Genomic DNA, 17,322 nt, shown 5'->3' with positions numbered 1-17,322 from the left:
TACAGGCCGCCTTCGGGCCGGCGGTCTCGGCCATGGAGACGGGGATGCTGTGGGCGGTGAAGACCAGCCTGGCGTCGTCACGGCCGAGCCGCTCGAGCGCGGCCCTGGTGTGGTCGGCCATCGCCGCCACGAACCCGGGGTGGTCGCCGTAGTGGCGCATCTTGACCAGCTCGGGGCCGCCCTCGATGGAGATCCGCTTGATGTCCTCGTAGTACTGGCGGCAGCTCGAATAGCCGGCGAACGCCGACGTGGCGAACACCGCGGCCTTGCGCACGCCGTCGGCCTTCATCTGCCGCACGGTGTCCTCGCCGAACGGATGCCAGTTGCGGTTGCCCCAGTAGACCGGCACGTCCACGACCTGGCGCAGCGCCTCGACCAGGTCGCGGTTCTGCTGGTTGATCGGGCTGACCCCGCCGAAGCTCTGGTAGTGCTCGGCCACTTCGAGCAGGCGCTCGCGCGGCACGCCGCGGCCGCGCACGACGTTCTCCAGGAACGGCATCACGTCGTCGGGACCCTCGGGGCCGCCGAACGACAGGACCAGCAAGGCGTCGTAAATTCCCACGTGACAACACTATGCGGGTGTGTCGGCGGTCCCTGCCGCGAGGTAGGTTCGGACGGGTGAGCGCATTCAACGACATACGCGACTATGTGGCCATCCCCCGAGTTCTCTCGCTCAAGCTCTCGCCCGACGGGTCGCGGCTGGTCTCCACCGTCCAGTCCCTGAACCCCGACGGCAAGTCGTTCGGCACCGCGCTCTGGGCGATCCCCGTGGACGGAGAGCCGTACCGGCTGACCCGGTCGGCCAAGGGCGAGTCGGCCGCCGTCTTCACCACGGGCGGAGACGTGCTGTTCACCTCCGCCCGCCCCGACCCCACCGAGAAGGACTCCACCGACGAGGTGCCCGCCCTGTGGCTGCTGCCCCGCGCCGGCGGCGAGGCCCGTCAGGTGGCGAGCAGGGCCGGCGGCATCAGCGCCGTGCGCACCGCGGGCGACGTGGTCGTCTTCGTCTCCGACGTGCTCGACGGTGAGGAGTCGGCCGACGCCGGCAAGCGCAAGGCCCGCAAGGACGCCGGGATCAGCGCCATCCTGCACGAGAAGTACCCGGTCCGTTACTGGGACCACGACCTCGGCCCCGGCCGGCCCCGGCTGTTCGCCTGGCCTCGGCGCCGACCGTCTCGAAGACGTCCGCGACCTGACCCCCGACGCGGGCGACGCGCTGCGCCAGGGCGACTTCGAGCTGACCCCCGACGGCGCCTCCGTCGTCGCGACCTGGCGGCTCTACCTGCCCAAGGGCGAGTCGCGTACGGAGCTGGTGGTCATCGACGTGGCCACCGGCGAGCGCCGCGTGCTGCTCAGCGACGACGACGCCGACTTCCAGGGCCCGCTCGCCGTCTCGCCCGACGGCACCAAGGTCGCCTGCACCCGCGACCGCAAGACCGGCTACGACGTCTCGGCGCGCTCCGAGCTGTGGATCGCCGACCTCACCACCGGGCAGGGCCGCGCGTACGCCCCCGACCTGTTCCCCATGGACGTCGCCTGGGCCCCCGACTCGTCGGCCGTCTACCTCGTCGCCGACCACCAGGGCCGCCGCCCCGTCTTCCGCGTGCCGCTCGACGGCGAGGTCACCAGGCTCACCGGCGACGACGCCGCGTACCTGCACGTCAACCCGTCGCCCGACGGGCGCTTCGTCTACGCCCTGCACAGCGGCATCGCGCTCGCCCCAGGCCCGGCCAGGATCGACGCCGCCACCGGCGAGGTCGCCGACCTGCCCTCGCCCGCGCCGCGCCCCGAGGTGCCCGGCACGCTCACCGAGGTCACCGCCACCGCCGACGACGGCGCGACCATCCGCGGCTGGCTCGCCCTGCCCGAGTCCGCTTCCGCCGCCGACCCGGCCCCGCTCGTGGTGTTCATCCACGGCGGCCCGCTCGGCTCCTGGAACGACTGGCAGTGGCGCTGGCAGGCGTGGATCCTCGCCCAGCAGGGCTACGCCGTCCTCCTGCCCGACCCCTGCATGTCCACCGGCTACGGCCAGGCGATGATCGACAGGGGCTGGGGCAACTGGGGCCCGCGCACCCAGGCCGACCTCGACGCGATCGTGGACGCCGCCATCGCCAGGGACGACATCGACGCCGAGCGCACCGCCGCGATGGGCGGCTCGTACGGCGGCTACATGGCCAACTGGCTCGCCGGTCACACCGACCGCTACAAGGCCATCGTCACCCACGCTTCGCTGTGGAACCTCGACCAGTTCTCCGGCACCACCGACTTCGCCACGTACTGGCGGCGGGAGTTCGGCGATCCCGGCGGCGAGCGCTACCAGCTGCTGTCGCCGCACAACTCGCTCGACCGCATCACCACCCCGATGCTCGTCATCCACGGCGACAAGGACTACCGGGTGCCGATCGGCGAGGCGCTGCGGCTGTGGTGGGACCTTTGCCGCACCGAGGTGGACGCGAAGTTCCTGTACTTCCCCGACGAGAACCACTGGATTCTCAAGCCGGGCAACATCGTCGCCTGGTACGAGACCGTGCTCGCCTTCCTCGGCCACCACGTGCTCGGCCAGGAGTGGAAGCGACCGGAGTCGGTGGCCTGATGACGGACTTCCTGAGGCTCGCCGAGGAGATCGCCCGCGAGGCCGGCGAGATGCTGCTCGCCAAGCGGCCCACGATGTCCCGCGAGATCGAGACCAAGTCAAGCCCCACCGACGTGGTCACCGCCCTGGACAAGGCGTCGGAGGCGCTCATCCGCGAGCGCATCACGGCCGCGCGGCCCGGCGACCGCATCCTCGGCGAGGAGCAGGGGGAGGCGCCCGGCGAGTCCGACGTGCGCTGGATCGTCGACCCGATCGACGGCACCGTCAACTTCCTGTACGGCCTGCCCGACTGGGCGGTGTCGATCGCCGTCGAGGTGGCGGGCGAGGTCGTGGCCGGCGTGGTGAACGTGCCGGCGCGCGGCGAGGTCTACACCGCCGCGCGCGGCGAGGGCGCCTGGCTCGGCGGTGAGCGGCTGCACTGCAACACCGGGGTGCCGCTGCCGCAGGCGCTGATCGGCACCGGCTTCGGCTACGCCAAGGCCCGCCGCGAGGTGCAGGGCGAGGTGGTGGCCAAGGTGCTGCCGCGCGTCCGCGACATCCGGCGCGGCGGCTCGTGCGCCATCGACATCTGCTCGGTGGCCGCGGGCCGGCTGGACGGCTACTACGAGCGCGGCGTCAACAAGTGGGACTTCGCGGCCGCCGCTCTCGTGGCGACCGAGTCGGGCGCCCGGATCGGCGGGCTGCACGGCAGGCCGATCGGCCCGGAGTTCGCGCTGTGCGCCGCTCCCGGCCTGTTCGAGGAGCTGCACGACCTGCTGGCGTCGCTGGACCCGCTGCGCGGCGCCTGAGCCGCGGGAGATGAGCGCCAAACGGCCGGGGCCACACGGCTCCGGCCGTTTCGCGTCGGCTAACGGGGCAGCGGGATGCCGTGATCGTCGGCCAGGCGCCGCAGGTCCTCGATCTCGGCGGTGAGGGTGTCGGCGAGGTAGTCGTCGCCGGCGCTGCGGGCCTCCCGCAGGTTCTTGTAAGCCTGGTCGAGGCGGTGTTCGATCGTGGTGGTGAACTCGCCCATCTCACCTACTCTCCGGGGGTCCGTTCCGTGCAAGGGCGAAGTATTGCCATCGTGGGCTGATGCCCGGGCAATGGGTGTCCCGCTGGCATACCCCAGGTCCTCGCCTTCTGAAACATGAATTTCACCAAGCTTCCGTAAGGCCGCCTCGCAGCGGCCCTGCGGCGCCCCTCGGCGTGGTCCGGAGCGGCCGGAACATGCCTTACCGTGCGCTTATCGAAGCTGTGGCCAGAATGAGTGACCGGAATGGGAGAGAGGTGTACCGAGCGTGCGCGTGCTGGTGGTTGAGGACGAGAAGGTGCTGGCCGACGCGATCGCGACGGGGTTGCGGCGCGAGGCCATGGCGGTCGACGTCGCCTACGACGGCGGCGGGGCGTTGGAGCGTACCTCCTACATCGACTACGACGTGATCGTGCTGGATCGCGACCTGCCGGTCGTGCACGGTGACGAGGTGTGCCGCAGGCTGGTGGAGCAGCGCACGGCCTCGCGCATTCTCATGCTGACCGCTTCGGGCGACGTGGACGACAAGGTGGAGGGCCTCGGCCTGGGCGCCGACGACTACCTGGCCAAGCCGTTCGTGTTCATCGAGCTGGTGGCCAGGGTGCGCGCGCTCGGCCGCCGCTCCGCCCCCGCGCTGCCGCCCGTGCTTGAGCGCGCCGGCATCCGGCTCGACCCCGGCAAGCGGCTGGTGGAGCGCGACGGCAGGGAGGTCGTGCTCACCAAGAAGGAGTTCGCGGTGCTCGAAGAGCTGATGCGGGCCGAGGGCGCCGTGGTCAGCCAGGAGGACCTGCTGGACAAGGCATGGGACGAGAACATCGATCCCTTCACGAACGTGGTCCGGGTGACCATGATGACGCTGCGTAAGAAGCTGGGCGAGCCGCAGGTGATCGAGACCGTGCCCGGGGTTGGGTACAAGTTGTGACGGACAGGCCAGAGCGTGAAGCGGGTCCGACGCACCCCATGATCAGCCCGCATTCCGAGCGAAAGGCGACGCGCGTACAGGAGACGCCGCCGCCACCGACGGGTCCGCCGGTGTGGGACGGCCCCCCTCCGCCCGCGCAGGCGCTCCACCAACGCTCCACCATGGAACGTGTGAAGGAGCTTCCCGGCAAGGTCAGCATCCGGTGGCGCCTGACCCTCACCTATGGCGCCCTGGTGTTCGCCGCCGCCGTGGCGCTGCTGCTGTCGATGTACGCCATCATCGGCAACGCCATCAGTGAAGCCTGGCCGACCATCGACCTCGGGCTGGACCCCTTCTCCGACGCGCGGCTGCAGCAGCGCTGGCAGCAGTTCCAGCAGATGGCCATCGACAAGGCCCGCGACGCGCTGCTGTACAGCTCCGTCATGGCGCTGGCGGGCGTGGGCATCCTCGCGCTCATCATCGGCTACTTCGTGGCCGACCGCACGCTGAAGCCCGTCGCGCAGATGACCGCGACGGCGCGGAAGCTGTCGGAGAGCACGCTGGCCCACCAGCGCATCGCGCTCGAAGGCCCCAACGACGAGCTGAAGGAGCTGGCCGACACCTTCGACGCCATGCTGACCCGGCTCAACGTCGCCTTCGACACCCAGCGAAGATTCGTGGCCAACGCCTCACACGAATTGCGCACGCCGCTCACCATCAACAGGACGGTCCTGGAGATCGCGCTTTCCGATCCGCAGGCGTCCGAGGATCTCAAAGCGCTCGGCCGTACCCTCCTTGAGGTCAACGCGCGTAACGAGAAGCTCATCGAGGGGCTGCTGCTGCTCGCCAGGAGCGAACGCGAACTCGCGGTGCGCAAACCGCTGGACGTCAAGGAGGTCGCTCAGTCGGCGGTCGAACAGGTCACGCCGTTCGCCGAGGAACACGGTGTGAGCGTGGTCACCGATCTGGTCAGCGCGCCTACCGTGGGCGATCCCGTGCTCCTGGAGCGGTCGGTGAGCAACCTGCTCGAGAACGCGGTGAAGTACAACATTCCCGAAAGCGGAAAAGTCTGGATCCGTACGGGAATGGTGGACGGGGCCTTGGTTGTTCAGGTGGCCAACACGGGGCAGCACGTCCCCGCGTACGAGGTGAACAGCCTGTTCGAGCCGTTCAGGAGGCTCCATGCGGATCGGGTGGATTCGGCCAAGGGCGCCGGTCTCGGGTTGTCCATCGTGCGCGCGGTCGTGCAGGCCCACGGCGGGAATGTCTCCGCCGTGCCGCGCGATGGCGGAGGGCTTGTGGTGACCATTCGGCTACCGGCGCGCTGACGCGGAGGCGTTCCTGGCGCGTTCGTCCGCGTGTTGTCGCAAGGGGGCGTCTCGTTCTCGCCGCACATGTGGTTGGATGTGCCGTCGAACACGGTGGTGCATGACGCCAAGGCTGTGGGTTTCGCCATATTTGGCTAACCATTGCCGACGGCAGCAGGCCCTGACGTGTTGGGAGGTTCGTCGTCCGTTTCCTCGGGGTACCGATGGGAAATCTCCCCGACGGAACGGGCACAAGATGGGCTTCCCGGACGTTAGAAGACGCGCGATGAGCGCGAAGACATATAGATGAGGGGGATGGAGTAAGCACAATGGCTACCGACTACGACAGCCCGCGCAAGACAGACGACGACCTGGGTGAAGACAGCCTCCAGGAGCTTCAGGCGCGGCGCACCGACAAGTCGTCCGGCAGCATCGACATCGATGAGACCGACCTGGCGGAGTCGCTCGAACTGCCCGGTGCCGACCTGTCGAACGAAGAGCTCTCCCTGCGGGTGATCCCCCGCCAGGCGGACGAGTTCACCTGCTCACGCTGCTTCCTGGTGCATCACCGCAGCCAGCTGGCCTCCGAGAAGAACGGCCAGCAGGTCTGCCGGGAGTGCGCCGCCTGACCACTGGAGCGACCGAGCTCCGGGTAAGGGGACAGAGGACCACGACAGCCCACGAACCCGAGCGATCGCGACATCAGTTACGGAGGCAACGCGTGGCCGAACCGGAGAAAGACCGCCAACCGGACGATGAGGTCGCCGGCCCCGACCGCGAGGTCGGCGAGCTCGTCGGCAGGCTCACCGCTCCGGGTGAGCTCGAGCCGGCCGAGCGGCGCAGGCTGCTCGGCCGACTCGCGCAGAGGCTGTCCGAAGGAGCGAAGCGGGCACGGGCGACCGGCGCCGGCCGCGGCCGCTGGCTTGCGGACGTCTTCCTCAACATCGCGCCGCGCATCCCGATCAGGGACCTGCACACCCTTTCCGAGCACCATCACGGCCTGACCGGCGAAGAGCTCGCCGACGACCTGGTGCGCACCGCCCAGAAGGCCACGATGACGGTAGGCGCCATCGGCGGAGCACTGGCCGCGGCCGAGTTCGCCGCGCCGCCCCTCCTGCTCTCCGCCCCCGCGCAGCTCGTCGCCGAGACCATCGTCGTCGCGGCCATCGAGGTCAAGCTGCTGGCCGAGTTGCACGAGGTCTACGGCGTCCACGTCCAGGGCTCGGGCGCCCAGCGCGCCATCGCCTTCACCGCCGCCTGGGCCAGGCAACGCGGCATCGACCCCCTCGCCCCCGCGTCCGTCTCCCTGGCGCTCGGTGCGGCCACCAAGACGGCCCTGCGCAATCGCCTCATGCGCACGCTCGGCCGCCATCTCAGCACGTTCGGGCCGTTCCTGACCGGCGCCATCGCCGGCGGGGCGCTCAACCGCATGGCCACGAAAAAGCTCGGCGAGGCCATCCGCGCCGATCTGCGCATCAAGGCCCCGCTGCCCGAGGCCCCCGCGCCGAAGCCGGTGCGCGGCGGGGCGCGCGGCGAGCTGGAGGGCTAGCCGGGCCCTCCCGGCCGTCAGGCCGGGTGCGGCCGCAGACCGTCGAAGGTCATGCTGAGCAGCGCGTCGGCCAGATCGTCCGCCGATGCGCCACGCCCCGGCCGGTACCACTCGGTGATCGAGTTGACGGTGCCGAACAGCAGCCGCGTCACCAGGCCGGGATCGACGTCGGCCCTGATGGCGCCCTCCGCCACCGCCTCGCCGACCAGCCCGCTGACGAACCGGTCGAACTCCCTGCGCCGCTCCAGCGCCGCCTGCTCGGTGCCGCTGTTGCCGCGCACCCGCAGCAGCAGCGTCACATACGGCAGCCGCTCCACAAGGATGCGCACGCTCTGCCTGACGACCCACTCAAGCCGGTCGATGGCCGAGCCCGACGCGGCGCGCTCGTCGGCCACCATCGCGAACAACCCGTCAAGCGCCCGGTCCAATGCCCTGGCGAGCAGCTCCTCCTTGCCCGGCACGTGGTAGTAGATGGCCGACTTGGTCACGCCGAGCGCCTTAGCGAGGTCCTCCATGCTGGTGCCGTCGTAGCCGCGCTCGTTGAAGACACCGACCGCGATCGACAGCACCGACTCGGGATCGAGGCCCCGCCCGCGCCTGCGCGCGGGCGGGCGAGCGGCCCCAGAGGCGGCACTGGAGGAAGCCTGAGAGGCGGTCTCAGGCACGGCGCTGGTCGATGACGCGTTTGAGCTTGCCCACCGAACGCTCCAGCGTCTCGGGGTCCACCACCTCGACCTCGACGCTCACGCCCACGGTCTCCTTGACGGCGGTGCGCAGCGCCTGCGCCGCCGCCTCGCGCCCCTCCACGAACCCGGGCCGCGCCTCGACCCTGACCGTCATCACGTCGAGCCGTCCGGGACGGGTGAGCCTGAGCTGGAAGTGCGGCGACAGGCCCTCGATCCCGAGCACGATCTCCTCGATTTGGGTGGGGAAGACGTTCACGCCGCGCAGGATGATCATGTCGTCGGTGCGGCCGGTCACCTTCTCCATGCGGCGGAACGCGGGCCGCGCGGTGCCGGGCAGCAACCGGGTCAGGTCGCGGGTGCGGTAGCGGATGACCGGCATGGCCTCCTTGGTGAGGGTGGTGAAGACCAGCTCGCCCTTCTCGCCCGGCTCCACCGGCTCGCCGGTGAACGGGTCGATGATCTCGGGGTAGAAGTGGTCCTCCCAGACGTGCAGCCCGTCCTTGGTCTCGACGCACTCGTTGGCCACGCCGGGGCCGATCACCTCCGACAGGCCGTAGACGTCCACCGCGTCCAGGTCGAAGGCGTCCTCGATCTCGGCGCGCATCTTCTCCGTCCACGGCTCCGCGCCGAAGATGCCGACCCGCAGCGACGTGGCGCGCGGGTCGAGGCCCTGGTTCGCGAACTCGTCGAGCAGGGCCAGCATGTACGACGGCGTCACCATGATGACGTCGGGCTTGAAGTCCTCGATGAGCCGCACCTGCCGCGGCGTCATGCCGCCGGAGACCGGCACCACCGTGCAGCCCAGCCGCTCGGCGCCGTAGTGGGCGCCGAGCCCGCCGGTGAACAGGCCGTAGCCGTAGGCCACGTGCACGATGTCGCCGGGCCTGCCGCCGGACGCGCGGATCGAACGGGCCATCACCTCGGCCCACACGTCCAGGTCGTGCTTGGTGTAGCCGACCACGGTGGCCCGTCCCGTGGTACCGCTGGAGGCGTGGATCCTCGCCACCTGCTCGCGGGGCACCGCGAACATGCCGAACGGGTAGCTCTGCCGCAGGTCCTCCTTCGTGGTGAAGGGGAACTTGGCCAGGTCGGAGAGCTCCTTGCAGTCGTTCGGGTGCACGCCCGCCTTGTCGAACTTCTCCCGGTAGAGGGGGACGTTGCGATAGGCGTGGTCGAGGGTGTGCCGCAGGCGCTCGAGCTGGAGCGCCATCAGCTCGTCGCGGGATACGCGCTCGATGGGGTCGAGCTCGTGGGGTGCGGGGGTCGTCCCAGTCTCATTTCGACCGTCTCACTTCAGCTCCCGGCTCCGGCCGCGGAACTCCGCGACCACCTGACCGTCGGGCCTGCGCACGGTGACGTCGTAGATGCCGCTGCGGCCGTAGCGCGTGCGCTCCTCCGCCTCGGCGATCAGCACGTCGCCCGCGTGAGCCGGGGAGACGAAGGTGATCTCCGCCCCCGCCGCAACCGTGACCGGCCCATGACTGTTGCACGCGCACGCGAACGCGGTGTCGGCCAGCAGGAAGACGTAGCCGCCGTGGCAGATGCCGTGCCCGTTGACCATCTGCCCGGTCACCGTCATCCGGCACACCGCCCGGCCCTCGCCCAGCTCCTCCGGCACGATGCCCAGGGCGGCTGATGCGGTGTCGGCCTCCATCATGCGGCGCGCACTATCCACAACGGTCTCCCTTGTCAACTGACCGAATGTTCGGTAAACCAATCACCAGCGGAACACGCCTGTCAAGAGCCACCACGCGCACCGGGGACAGCCGGGGCGTGAGCGGGAAGAGACTCCTAGGAGCGTGCACGCCGCCCCGGGCCGACCGGCCGGGAGCGGCAGTGCCTTGAGCGGGAGGAGACAGCGATGGCCAAGCCGTTCGCCTCGTCGGCGGACCTCGGCGAGAAGCGGCAGTCCCTGGAGGTCCTGGCGGACGGCGTGTACGCGCTCACCGCCGAAGGCGACCCCAACGTCGGAGCCATCGAGGGCGAGGACTTCCTCGTCTGCTTCGAGGCCATGGCCACGCCGGTGGCCGCCCGCCGCTGGCTGACCCGGCTGCGCGAGCACACCGACAAGCCGATCAGGTACCTCGTGCTCTCCCACTACCACGCGGTCAGGGTGCTGGGCGCGTCCGCGTTCGGGGCCGATGTGATCGTCACGCACGAGAAGACCCGCGAGCTGATCGCCGAGCGCGGCGAGCAGGACTGGGCCAGCGAGTACGCGAGGATGCCCCGCCTGTTCGAAGAGCCCGGCTCGATCCCCGGCCTGACCTGGCCGACGGCGACCTTCAGCGACCGCTTCACCATCGACCTGGGCGGCGGGCGCGGCGACCTGGTCCTGCAGTACTGCGGGCGCGGCCACACCGAGGGCGACCTGGTGGCCTGGCTGCCCGAGCAGCGCGTGCTGTTCGCCGGCGACCTGGTCGAGTCGCAGGCCGCCCTCTACACCGGCGACGCCTTCCACCGCGACTGGGCCTCCACGACGCTCGACCGGGTGGCCTCGTTCGGGGCCGAGACGCTGGTCGGCGGGAGGGGAGCGGTGGCGCGCGGCAAGGACGCCGTCGCGGCGGCCATCGGGCAGACCCGCGACTTCCTGACCGTCATGATGCGCGAGGTGAGCGCGGCCGGATCGGTGAAGGAGGCGTTCGAGCGCACGCACAAGGCGCTCGCACCCCGCTACGGCTCCTGGCCGATCTTCGAGCACTGCCTGCCGTTCAACGTCTCGCGGCTGTGGGACGAGCTGCACGGCGTCGAACGGCCCCGCATCTGGACCGCCGAGCGCGACCGGCAGGTCTGGGACGAACTCCAGTCATGACCGCCGAGCCGCAGGTCATCGTGATCGGCGCGGGGCCGGTCGGGCAGACCGCCGCGCTGCTGCTGGCCCGCTGGGGCGTTCAGGTGCTGGTGCTCGATCAGCGGCCGGAACGGGGGAGCGGCGGCTCGAAGTCGATCTGCCAGCAGCGCGACGTGCTCGACATCTGGGCCGCCGCGGGCGCCGGGCAGGTCGCCGAGGAGGGGCTGGCCTGGACCACCGCCCGCACCTACTACCGCGGCCGCGAGCTGTTCTCCTGGACGTTCGAGCGCGAGGGGCCGCTGCCGCCGTGCGTGAACATCTCCCAGACCCGCACCGAGCAGATCCTCGACGCCGCCATCGCCGCCCAGCCGCTCATCGAGGTGCGCTGGCAGCACGAGGTGACCGGGCTGACCCAGGACGCGACCGGCGTCACCGTCCACTGCGGGCAGCGGCGGCTGCGCGCGCCGTACGTGCTGGCCTGCGCGGGCGCGCGGGGCCAGGCGGTACGCGCGGCGCTCGGCGTGGAGTTCACCGGTGAGACGTTCGACGACCAGTTCCTGATCTGCGACATCAAGGCCGACCTGCCGGGCTGGGAGAACGAGCGCCGCTTCTACTTCGACCCGGTGTGGAACCCGGGGCGGCAGGTGCTCATCCACCCGTGTCCCGGGGGCACGTACCGGATCGACTGGCAGATCGCGCCCGACTTCGTCCCCACCGACGCCGACATCGCGCGAAAGATCCGGCAGATCATCGGCGACCGCCCCTACGAGCTGCTGTGGCACAGCACCTACCGCTTCCACTCGCGCCTGGCCTCCCGGATGCGGGTCGGCAGGGTGCTGCTGGCCGGCGACTGCGCGCACCTGGTGGCACCGTTCGGGGCGCGCGGGCTCAACTCCGGGGTGCCGGACGCCGAGAACGCCGCATGGAAGCTCGCCTTCGTGCTCAACGGCTGGGCGGGGGATGAGCTGCTGGAGTCGTACCACGTGGAGCGGCACGCCGCCGCGCGGGAGAACCTCGAGGTCACCGGCGCCACCATGCGCTTCCTGGTGCCGCGGACCGTGGAGGAGCGCATGCGGCGGCGGGCCGCGCTGGAGGGCGGGCGCGCGGAGGAGATCGACTCCGGCCGTTTCGCCGAGCCCTTCTGGTACGTCGACTCACCGCTGACCACGCCCGAGCCCTCACGCCCGTTCGCGGGCAGGCCGCCCAAAGGCAGGTCGTGCCCGCCGTCACCCGGCGTGATCCTGCCGGATATGGCGCTGCCGGGCGGCAGACTACGCGAGATCACCCGAGACGGATTTCTCGTGCTATTGGGTGATATGTGCAATTCGAGTTTGTTTGCGCAGGTCTTGGGCAAGGTCATTACGGCGCCGCTCGCCGTTCGCGGGCTCGCGGAGATCGATGGGACTGGCTCGCTCGCTGAGAGGCTCGGTGCCGGGCCGGATGAAGCATGGATCATCAGGCCCGACTCCCACATCGCCGCGATCCTCCCCCAGGCGGGCCCGGAGCAGGTAGCGGCCGCTGTTAGCCGCGCGCTCGGCGGCTTTCCTGACATATGACCCCATAGGAGGACTGCGTGACTGGCCGTAGCTCGTTCTTGATCGTCGCGAACCGATTGCCGGTGGACCGCACGATCGAACCCGACGGAACGGCCTCGTGGCGCAGGAGTCCTGGCGGGCTCGTCACCGCGATCGCCCCGGTGATGCAGCGCCGCCACGGAGCCTGGGCCGGCTGGCACGGTGCACCAGACGAGAAGCTCGAACCCTTCCAGCAGGACGGGATGAACCTCATCCCCATCCCGCTGTCCGCCCGCGAGGTGGAGCTGTACTACGAGGGCTTCTCGAACGCCACTCTGTGGCCGCTCTACCACGACGTCGTGGCGACGCCTGTCTTCGACAGGCAGATGTGGGAGGCGTACCAGTCCGTCAACCAGCGCTTCGCCGAGGCCGCCGCGGAGGCGGCCGAGGAGGGCGCCGTCGTCTGGGTGCAGGACTACCAGCTCCAGCTCGTGCCCGCCATGCTGCGCCGTTTGCGGCCCGACCTGCGCATCGGGTTCTTCTTGCACATCCCCTTCCCGCCCACCGAGCTGTTCTGGCGGCTGCCCTGGCGCAAGGACATCGTCGAAGGCCTGCTCGGCGCCGACCTGGTGGGCTTCCAGCTGCCCGGCGGCGCGTCGAACTTCCGCCGGCTGTGCCGCCGGCTGCTCGGGCTGCCGTACAAGGGGAACGAGATCTTCCTTGACGACCGCATTGTCACCACGCAGGCGTTCCCGATCTCGGTGGACTTCGCGCACCTCGACGCGCTCGTACGCGAGCCGCACATCGTGGCCAGGGCCAAGGAGATCAGGATCGAGCTGGGCGAGCCCGAGCACGTGCTGCTCGGCGTGGACCGCCTCGACTACACCAAGGGCATCGGGCAGCGCCTCGAAGGCTTCGGCGAGCTGCTGAAGGACGGGCGGCTGCGGCCGGGCGAGGCGGTGTTCGTACAGATCGCCACGCCCAGCAGGGAGCGCGTGGACGAGTACCGCAAGCTCCGCGACGACATCGAGCTGCAGGTCGGGCGGATCAACGGCGAGCACGCCCAGCTCGGCTACCAGCCCATCTGGTACTTCCACCAGTCCTACAACCAGGAGGAGCTGGCCGCGCTCTACCTCGCCGCCGACGTCATGGTCGTCACGCCCCTGCGCGACGGCATGAACCTCGTCGCCAAGGAGTACATCTCCTGCCACCACGACCTGCAGGGCGCGCTGGTGCTGAGCGAGTTCACCGGGGCGGCCGACGAGCTGCGGCAGTCGTACCTCGTCAACCCGTACGACGTGGAGGACATCAAGCGGCAGTTGCTGAACGCCATGCGGGCCACGCCGCACGAGCTGGCCCGGCGGATGCGGACGATGCGCCGCCGGGTCGCCACCTACGACGTGGACCGCTGGGCGAACGAATTCCTCACTGCCCTGGAGTCACCTGCTTCAGCGACTTCCACGCGTCGTAGCGCTTCTTGGCGGTCCGGTTGACCACGATCTGCGCCACCGACATGCCCACCCCCATGACGACGGCGTAGCCGATCGCCTCGCCGAGGCTGACCTCGGGTGATTCGGTGTCGACGGGCGGCTCCTTGCCGGTCGCCTTCGTCCAGGCGAAACCCAGGATCTTGCGGGCCGCCCACGCCGTCACCAGACCCACCAGGCCGCCGATGACGCGCCAGGCGATATCTGGCTTCTCCTCCGCCATGTCGCTCTCCCTTCCCCTTTGTAACGAACACTAGTCTCTACCGCTTGCCGGGCCCGCGAAGCCGTACCATAAGGAGGCATGACTCAACAGCGACTACGCCGTCCCTCCATGCCCCAAAAGCCGACTCTCGACGGCTTGGAGCAGGTATGGGTAGCTCGCTGGGACGAAGAGGGCACCTACCGCTTCGACCGGTCCGCCTCGCGTGAGCAGATCTATGCCATCGACACGCCGCCCCCGACCGTGTCGGGCTCGCTGCACATCGGTCACATCTTCTCCTACACCCACACCGACATCATGGCGCGCTACCAGCGCATGCTCGGCAAGTCGGTGTTCTACCCGCTCGGCTGGGACGACAACGGCCTGCCGACCGAGCGCCGGGTGCAGAACGTCTACGGCGTGCGCTGCGACCCGTCGCTGCCCTATGACCCCGACTTCGTGCCGCCGGAGAAGCCCGGCAAGCGGGAGATCTCCATCTCCCGGCGCAACTTCGTGGAGCTGTGCCACAAGCTGACCGCCATCGACGAGCAGGCGTTCGAGGAGGTGTGGAAGCGCATCGGCCTGTCGGTCGACTGGTCGCTGCTCTACACCACGATCAGCGACGAGGCGCGGGCGGTCTCGCAGCGGGCGTTCCTGCGCAACCTGCTGCGCGGCGAGGCGTACCTCGCCGAGGCCCCGACGCTGTGGGATGTCACGTTCCGCACCGCGGTCGCCCAGGCCGAGCTGGAGGACCGCGAGTGGCCGGGCGCGTTCCACAAGATCTCCTTCTACGGCGAGAAGGGCTCGGTCTACATCGAGACCACCAGGCCGGAGCTGATCCCCGCCTGCGTGGCGCTGGTGGCCCATCCCGATGACGAGCGTTACAAGGACCTGTTCGGCACCTCCGTGCTGACCCCGATCTTCGGTGTCGAGGTGCCGGTGCTCGCCCACCGCCTGGCCGAGCCCGACAAGGGCACCGGCATCGCGATGATCTGCACGTTCGGCGACGTCACCGACGTCACCTGGTGGCGCGAGCTGCACCTGCCCACCCGGCCGGTCATCGGCTGGGACGGCCGGCTGCTGCCCGAGCCGCCCGAGGGCGTCGATCCCGGGCCGTACAAGGAGCTGGCCGGCAAGACCGTCCACAGCGCCCGCGAGCGCATCGTGGAGATGCTGCGCGAGTCGGGCGACCTGGTGGGCGAGCCCAGGCCGGTCAAGCGCACGGTGAAGTTCTACGAGCGCGGCGACAAGCCCCTTGAGATCGTCACCACCCGCCAGTGGTACATCCGCAACGGCGGCCGCGACGAGGAGCTGCGCCGCCGGCTGCTGGAGCGCGGACGCGAGCTCAACTGGCACCCGCCGCACATGCGGGTCCGCTACGACAACTGGGTCGAGGGGCTCACCAGCGACTGGCTGATCTCCCGCCAGCGCTTCTTCGGCGTGCCCTTCCCGGTGTGGTATCCGATCGACGAGAACGGCCAGCCCGTCCACGACGCGCCGATCCTGCCCACCGAGGACATGCTGCCCGTCGACCCGTCGTCCGACGTGCCGCCCGGCTACACCGAGGAGCAGCGCGGCGTGCCCGGCGGGTTCATGGCCGACCCCGACGTCATGGACACCTGGGCCACCTCGTCGCTCACCCCGCAGATCGCCGGGCGATGGGGCACCGACGACGACCTGTTCAAGCGGGTGTTCCCCGCCGACCTGCGGCCCCAGGCCCACGAGATCATCCGCACCTGGCTGTTCTCGACCGTGGTGAGGTCCCACTACGAGTTCGGCGAGGTGCCCTGGAGCGACGTGGCCATCTCGGGGTGGATCCTCGACCCCGACCGCAAGAAGATGTCCAAGTCCAAGGGCAACGTCGTCACGCCGCTCGACCTGCTCGACAAGCACGGCTCCGACGCGGTGCGCTACTGGGCGGCCAACGGCCGCTACGGTGTCGACACGGCCTTCGACCCGGGGCAGCTCAAGATCGGGCGGCGGCTCGCCATCAAGATCCTCAACGCCTCGAAGTTCGTGCTCGGCCTGGCCGAGAGCGACGGCGAGGTCACCGAGCCGCTCGACCTGTCGATGCTGGCGGCGCTGGCCGACACCGTGCGCGAGGCCACCGAGGCGTTCGAGTCCTACGACCACACCAGGGCCATCGAGGTCGTCGAGCGCTTCTTCTGGGCGTTCTGCGACGACTACCTGGAGCTGGTCAAGGCGCGGGCGTACGAGTCGGGTCCCGCCTCCGCCTCGGCGCACGCGGCGCTGCGGCGGGCGCTCGACGTGCTGCTGCGGCTGTTCGCGCCGTTCCTGCCGTTCGTCACAGAAGAGGTCTGGTCGTGGTGGCGCGAGGGCTCGGTCCACCGCGCCTCCTGGCCGGTCGCCGAGCGCGGCACCGGCGATCCCGCCGTGCTGGCCGTCGCCTCCGACGTGCTGGCGCAGGTGCGCAAGGCCAAGTCCGAGGCCAAGCTGTCGATGCGCGCCGAGGTGTCGCGGCTGTCGGTGTGGACGCCCGACGTCGAGCTGCTCAAGCAGGCCCAGGACGACGTGTGCGCGGCGGGCAACGTCGAGGAGTTCGTGCTCGATCACGGCGAGCAGCTCAAGGTCGAGGTGGACCTGTCGGCGCCCGAGCCCGTCGCACAGCCCGAGTCCGCCTGACGGCCCGAGTCCGACTCGAAGGCCGTCTCAGGCGCCGGCCCCGGGCCCGGCTTCTCGCCGGCCGGGGCCGGCGTCTCTGGCGGCGTCCCTTGTGGCGTCCCTGGTGGCGTCCCTGGTGACGTCCCTTGTGACGTCTCTGTGGACGGCGACGAAGAGCGAGTAGGCCGCACCGTCCGCCGGTGGCGGGCGGTCGCGGAAGTCGTCGATCACCTCGCGCAGCCGCCGCCACAGCTCCGCGTGGTCCTCCTCGGTGAGCCGCACGCCGAGCCTGGCGAACTCGCCCTCCGCGACGTCGATCAGCCGCACCTCCTCCAGGAACGCGCCGAGCATGGCCGCGTTCGCGCCGGTCACGCCGCTCTCGCAGACGTCCATCTCCCACGTCTTGCCGGTGGTGCGGTAGGGGATCTCCGTCGAGCCGCGCGGGCCGGGGCGGCGGGGCTCGGCCGCCAGGAAGCCCGTCTCCACGAGCTTGCGCACATGGTGCAGCGTCGTGGCGGGGTTCGCGCCCAGCCGGCCCGCGATCTCCTTGTTGGTCAGCGCCTCGTCCAGGCAGAGCCGCAGAATGCGCAGGCGCGTCGCGGAGGCCAGTGCGCGGGCCTCCGTCTCGGTGGCGGGGCGGCGTTGGGTGGCCATGGCAGGTCACTCT

The 17,322-nt window shown here is 70.2% G+C and carries 16 protein-coding genes and 2 pseudogenes; 10 read left to right on the top strand and 8 right to left on the bottom strand.

What is annotated here, in order from left to right:
- Positions 1-82: 82 nt before the first annotated feature.
- Positions 83-499 (bottom strand): annotated as a pseudogene (locus ACFMQL_RS03360) (ferrochelatase); the annotation flags it as partial.
- Between the two features lie 145 nt (positions 500-644).
- Entirely contained in the window at positions 645-854 is a 210-nt protein-coding gene (locus ACFMQL_RS03355) for a hypothetical protein (protein WP_378790276.1), read from the bottom strand.
- Here ACFMQL_RS03355 and ACFMQL_RS03350 point away from each other — a divergent pair.
- Positions 844-2,593, top strand: a pseudogene (locus tag ACFMQL_RS03350) (S9 family peptidase). The gene ACFMQL_RS03355 and the pseudogene ACFMQL_RS03350 overlap by 11 nt on opposite strands.
- The gene (locus tag ACFMQL_RS03345; protein ID WP_364067250.1) at positions 2,593-3,381 is read left to right on the top strand and encodes an inositol monophosphatase family protein; all 789 of its coding nucleotides are present in this window, start codon (positions 2,593-2,595) and stop codon (positions 3,379-3,381) included. Before ACFMQL_RS03350 ends, ACFMQL_RS03345 begins: the two are co-directional and overlap by 1 nt.
- Positions 3,382-3,440: 59 nt before the next feature.
- On the opposite strand, the gene ACFMQL_RS03340 is transcribed toward ACFMQL_RS03345, so the two are convergent.
- The gene (locus tag ACFMQL_RS03340) at positions 3,441-3,605 is read right to left on the bottom strand and encodes a hypothetical protein (protein ID WP_364067252.1); all 165 of its coding nucleotides are present in this window, start codon (positions 3,603-3,605) and stop codon (positions 3,441-3,443) included.
- 265 nt (positions 3,606-3,870) lie between these two features.
- Between ACFMQL_RS03340 and ACFMQL_RS03335 the strand changes: the two genes are divergently transcribed.
- From ACFMQL_RS03335 to ACFMQL_RS03320, 4 genes are all read left to right on the top strand, one after another.
- Entirely contained in the window at positions 3,871-4,524 is a 654-nt protein-coding gene (locus ACFMQL_RS03335) for a response regulator transcription factor (protein WP_364067254.1), read from the top strand.
- 38 nt (positions 4,525-4,562) lie between these two features.
- Positions 4,563-5,831, top strand: a complete 1,269-nt coding sequence (locus ACFMQL_RS03330; RefSeq protein ID WP_378784522.1) for a sensor histidine kinase — start codon at positions 4,563-4,565, stop codon at positions 5,829-5,831.
- Between the two features lie 308 nt (positions 5,832-6,139).
- Positions 6,140-6,439 (top strand): DUF4193 domain-containing protein, encoded by a 300-nt coding sequence (locus ACFMQL_RS03325; RefSeq protein ID WP_020542847.1) that lies wholly within the window; start codon positions 6,140-6,142, stop codon positions 6,437-6,439.
- A gap of 92 nt (positions 6,440-6,531) precedes the next feature.
- Complete coding sequence (locus ACFMQL_RS03320) at positions 6,532-7,359, top strand: hypothetical protein (protein ID WP_364067258.1); 828 nt, start codon at positions 6,532-6,534, stop codon at positions 7,357-7,359.
- A gap of 17 nt (positions 7,360-7,376) precedes the next feature.
- Here the strand turns inward: ACFMQL_RS03320 and ACFMQL_RS03315 are convergent, their stop codons facing one another.
- The 3 genes from ACFMQL_RS03315 to paaI form a co-directional block, all read right to left on the bottom strand.
- On the bottom strand, positions 7,377-7,928 hold the full coding sequence (locus ACFMQL_RS03315) for a TetR/AcrR family transcriptional regulator (RefSeq protein ID WP_364067260.1): 552 nt from the start codon (positions 7,926-7,928) through the stop codon (positions 7,377-7,379).
- 88 nt (positions 7,929-8,016) lie between these two features.
- Complete coding sequence (gene paaK, locus ACFMQL_RS03310; protein WP_378790129.1) at positions 8,017-9,282, bottom strand: phenylacetate--CoA ligase PaaK; 1,266 nt, start codon at positions 9,280-9,282, stop codon at positions 8,017-8,019.
- 51 nt (positions 9,283-9,333) lie between these two features.
- Entirely contained in the window at positions 9,334-9,702 is a 369-nt protein-coding gene (paaI, locus tag ACFMQL_RS03305) for a hydroxyphenylacetyl-CoA thioesterase PaaI (protein WP_364067684.1), read from the bottom strand.
- Positions 9,703-9,906: 204 nt separating this feature from the next.
- On the opposite strand from paaI, the gene ACFMQL_RS03300 reads away from it, so the two are divergent.
- The 3 genes from ACFMQL_RS03300 to ACFMQL_RS03290 are packed head-to-tail and all read left to right on the top strand — an operon-like array spanning position 9,907 to position 13,840.
- Positions 9,907-10,854, top strand: a complete 948-nt coding sequence (locus ACFMQL_RS03300) for an MBL fold metallo-hydrolase (protein ID WP_378784520.1) — start codon at positions 9,907-9,909, stop codon at positions 10,852-10,854.
- Entirely contained in the window at positions 10,851-12,389 is a 1,539-nt protein-coding gene (locus ACFMQL_RS03295) for an FAD-dependent monooxygenase (protein WP_364067266.1), read from the top strand. The genes ACFMQL_RS03300 and ACFMQL_RS03295 overlap by 4 nt, the downstream gene beginning before the upstream one ends.
- 17 nt (positions 12,390-12,406) lie before the next feature.
- Positions 12,407-13,840, top strand: a complete 1,434-nt coding sequence (locus ACFMQL_RS03290) for a trehalose-6-phosphate synthase (RefSeq protein WP_364067268.1) — start codon at positions 12,407-12,409, stop codon at positions 13,838-13,840.
- On the opposite strand, the gene ACFMQL_RS03285 is transcribed toward ACFMQL_RS03290, so the two are convergent.
- Positions 13,773-14,057, bottom strand: a complete 285-nt coding sequence (locus ACFMQL_RS03285; protein ID WP_364067270.1) for a DUF4235 domain-containing protein — start codon at positions 14,055-14,057, stop codon at positions 13,773-13,775. The genes ACFMQL_RS03290 and ACFMQL_RS03285 overlap by 68 nt on opposite strands.
- A 78-nt stretch (positions 14,058-14,135) precedes the next feature.
- Between ACFMQL_RS03285 and valS the strand changes: the two genes are divergently transcribed.
- On the top strand, positions 14,136-16,676 hold the full coding sequence (valS, locus tag ACFMQL_RS03280) for a valine--tRNA ligase (RefSeq protein WP_378784518.1): 2,541 nt from the start codon (positions 14,136-14,138) through the stop codon (positions 16,674-16,676).
- A gap of 27 nt (positions 16,677-16,703) precedes the next feature.
- Here the strand turns inward: valS and ACFMQL_RS03275 are convergent, their stop codons facing one another.
- On the bottom strand, positions 16,704-17,309 hold the full coding sequence (locus tag ACFMQL_RS03275) for an ArsR/SmtB family transcription factor (protein WP_378784516.1): 606 nt from the start codon (positions 17,307-17,309) through the stop codon (positions 16,704-16,706).
- Positions 17,310-17,322 lie beyond the last annotated feature (13 nt).

It is taken from the genome of Nonomuraea fastidiosa (assembly GCF_042751225.1).
Taxonomy (GTDB): domain Bacteria; phylum Actinomycetota; class Actinomycetes; order Streptosporangiales; family Streptosporangiaceae; genus Nonomuraea; species Nonomuraea fastidiosa.
Note: the sequence above shows the minus strand (reverse complement) of the source record. Positions and strands in the feature narration are given on the sequence as shown.

What these genes read in the sequence shown, in the direction of transcription:
- ACFMQL_RS03345 (WP_364067250.1), top strand. Translation starts at nt 2,593, where the DNA reads ATGACGGACTTCCTGAGGCTCGCCGAGGAGATCGCCCGCGAGGCCGGC.
- ACFMQL_RS03340 (WP_364067252.1), bottom strand. Translation starts at nt 3,605, where the DNA reads ATGGGCGAGTTCACCACCACGATCGAACACCGCCTCGACCAGGCTTAC.
- ACFMQL_RS03295 (WP_364067266.1), top strand. Translation starts at nt 10,851, where the DNA reads ATGACCGCCGAGCCGCAGGTCATCGTGATCGGCGCGGGGCCGGTCGGG.
- paaI (WP_364067684.1), bottom strand. Translation starts at nt 9,702, where the DNA reads ATGATGGAGGCCGACACCGCATCAGCCGCCCTGGGCATCGTGCCGGAG.
- valS (WP_378784518.1), top strand. Translation starts at nt 14,136, where the DNA reads ATGACTCAACAGCGACTACGCCGTCCCTCCATGCCCCAAAAGCCGACT.
- ACFMQL_RS03325 (WP_020542847.1), top strand. Translation starts at nt 6,140, where the DNA reads ATGGCTACCGACTACGACAGCCCGCGCAAGACAGACGACGACCTGGGT.
- ACFMQL_RS03300 (WP_378784520.1), top strand. Translation starts at nt 9,907, where the DNA reads ATGGCCAAGCCGTTCGCCTCGTCGGCGGACCTCGGCGAGAAGCGGCAG.
- ACFMQL_RS03330 (WP_378784522.1), top strand. Translation starts at nt 4,563, where the DNA reads ATGATCAGCCCGCATTCCGAGCGAAAGGCGACGCGCGTACAGGAGACG.
- ACFMQL_RS03275 (WP_378784516.1), bottom strand. Translation starts at nt 17,309, where the DNA reads ATGGCCACCCAACGCCGCCCCGCCACCGAGACGGAGGCCCGCGCACTG.
- ACFMQL_RS03285 (WP_364067270.1), bottom strand. Translation starts at nt 14,057, where the DNA reads ATGGCGGAGGAGAAGCCAGATATCGCCTGGCGCGTCATCGGCGGCCTG.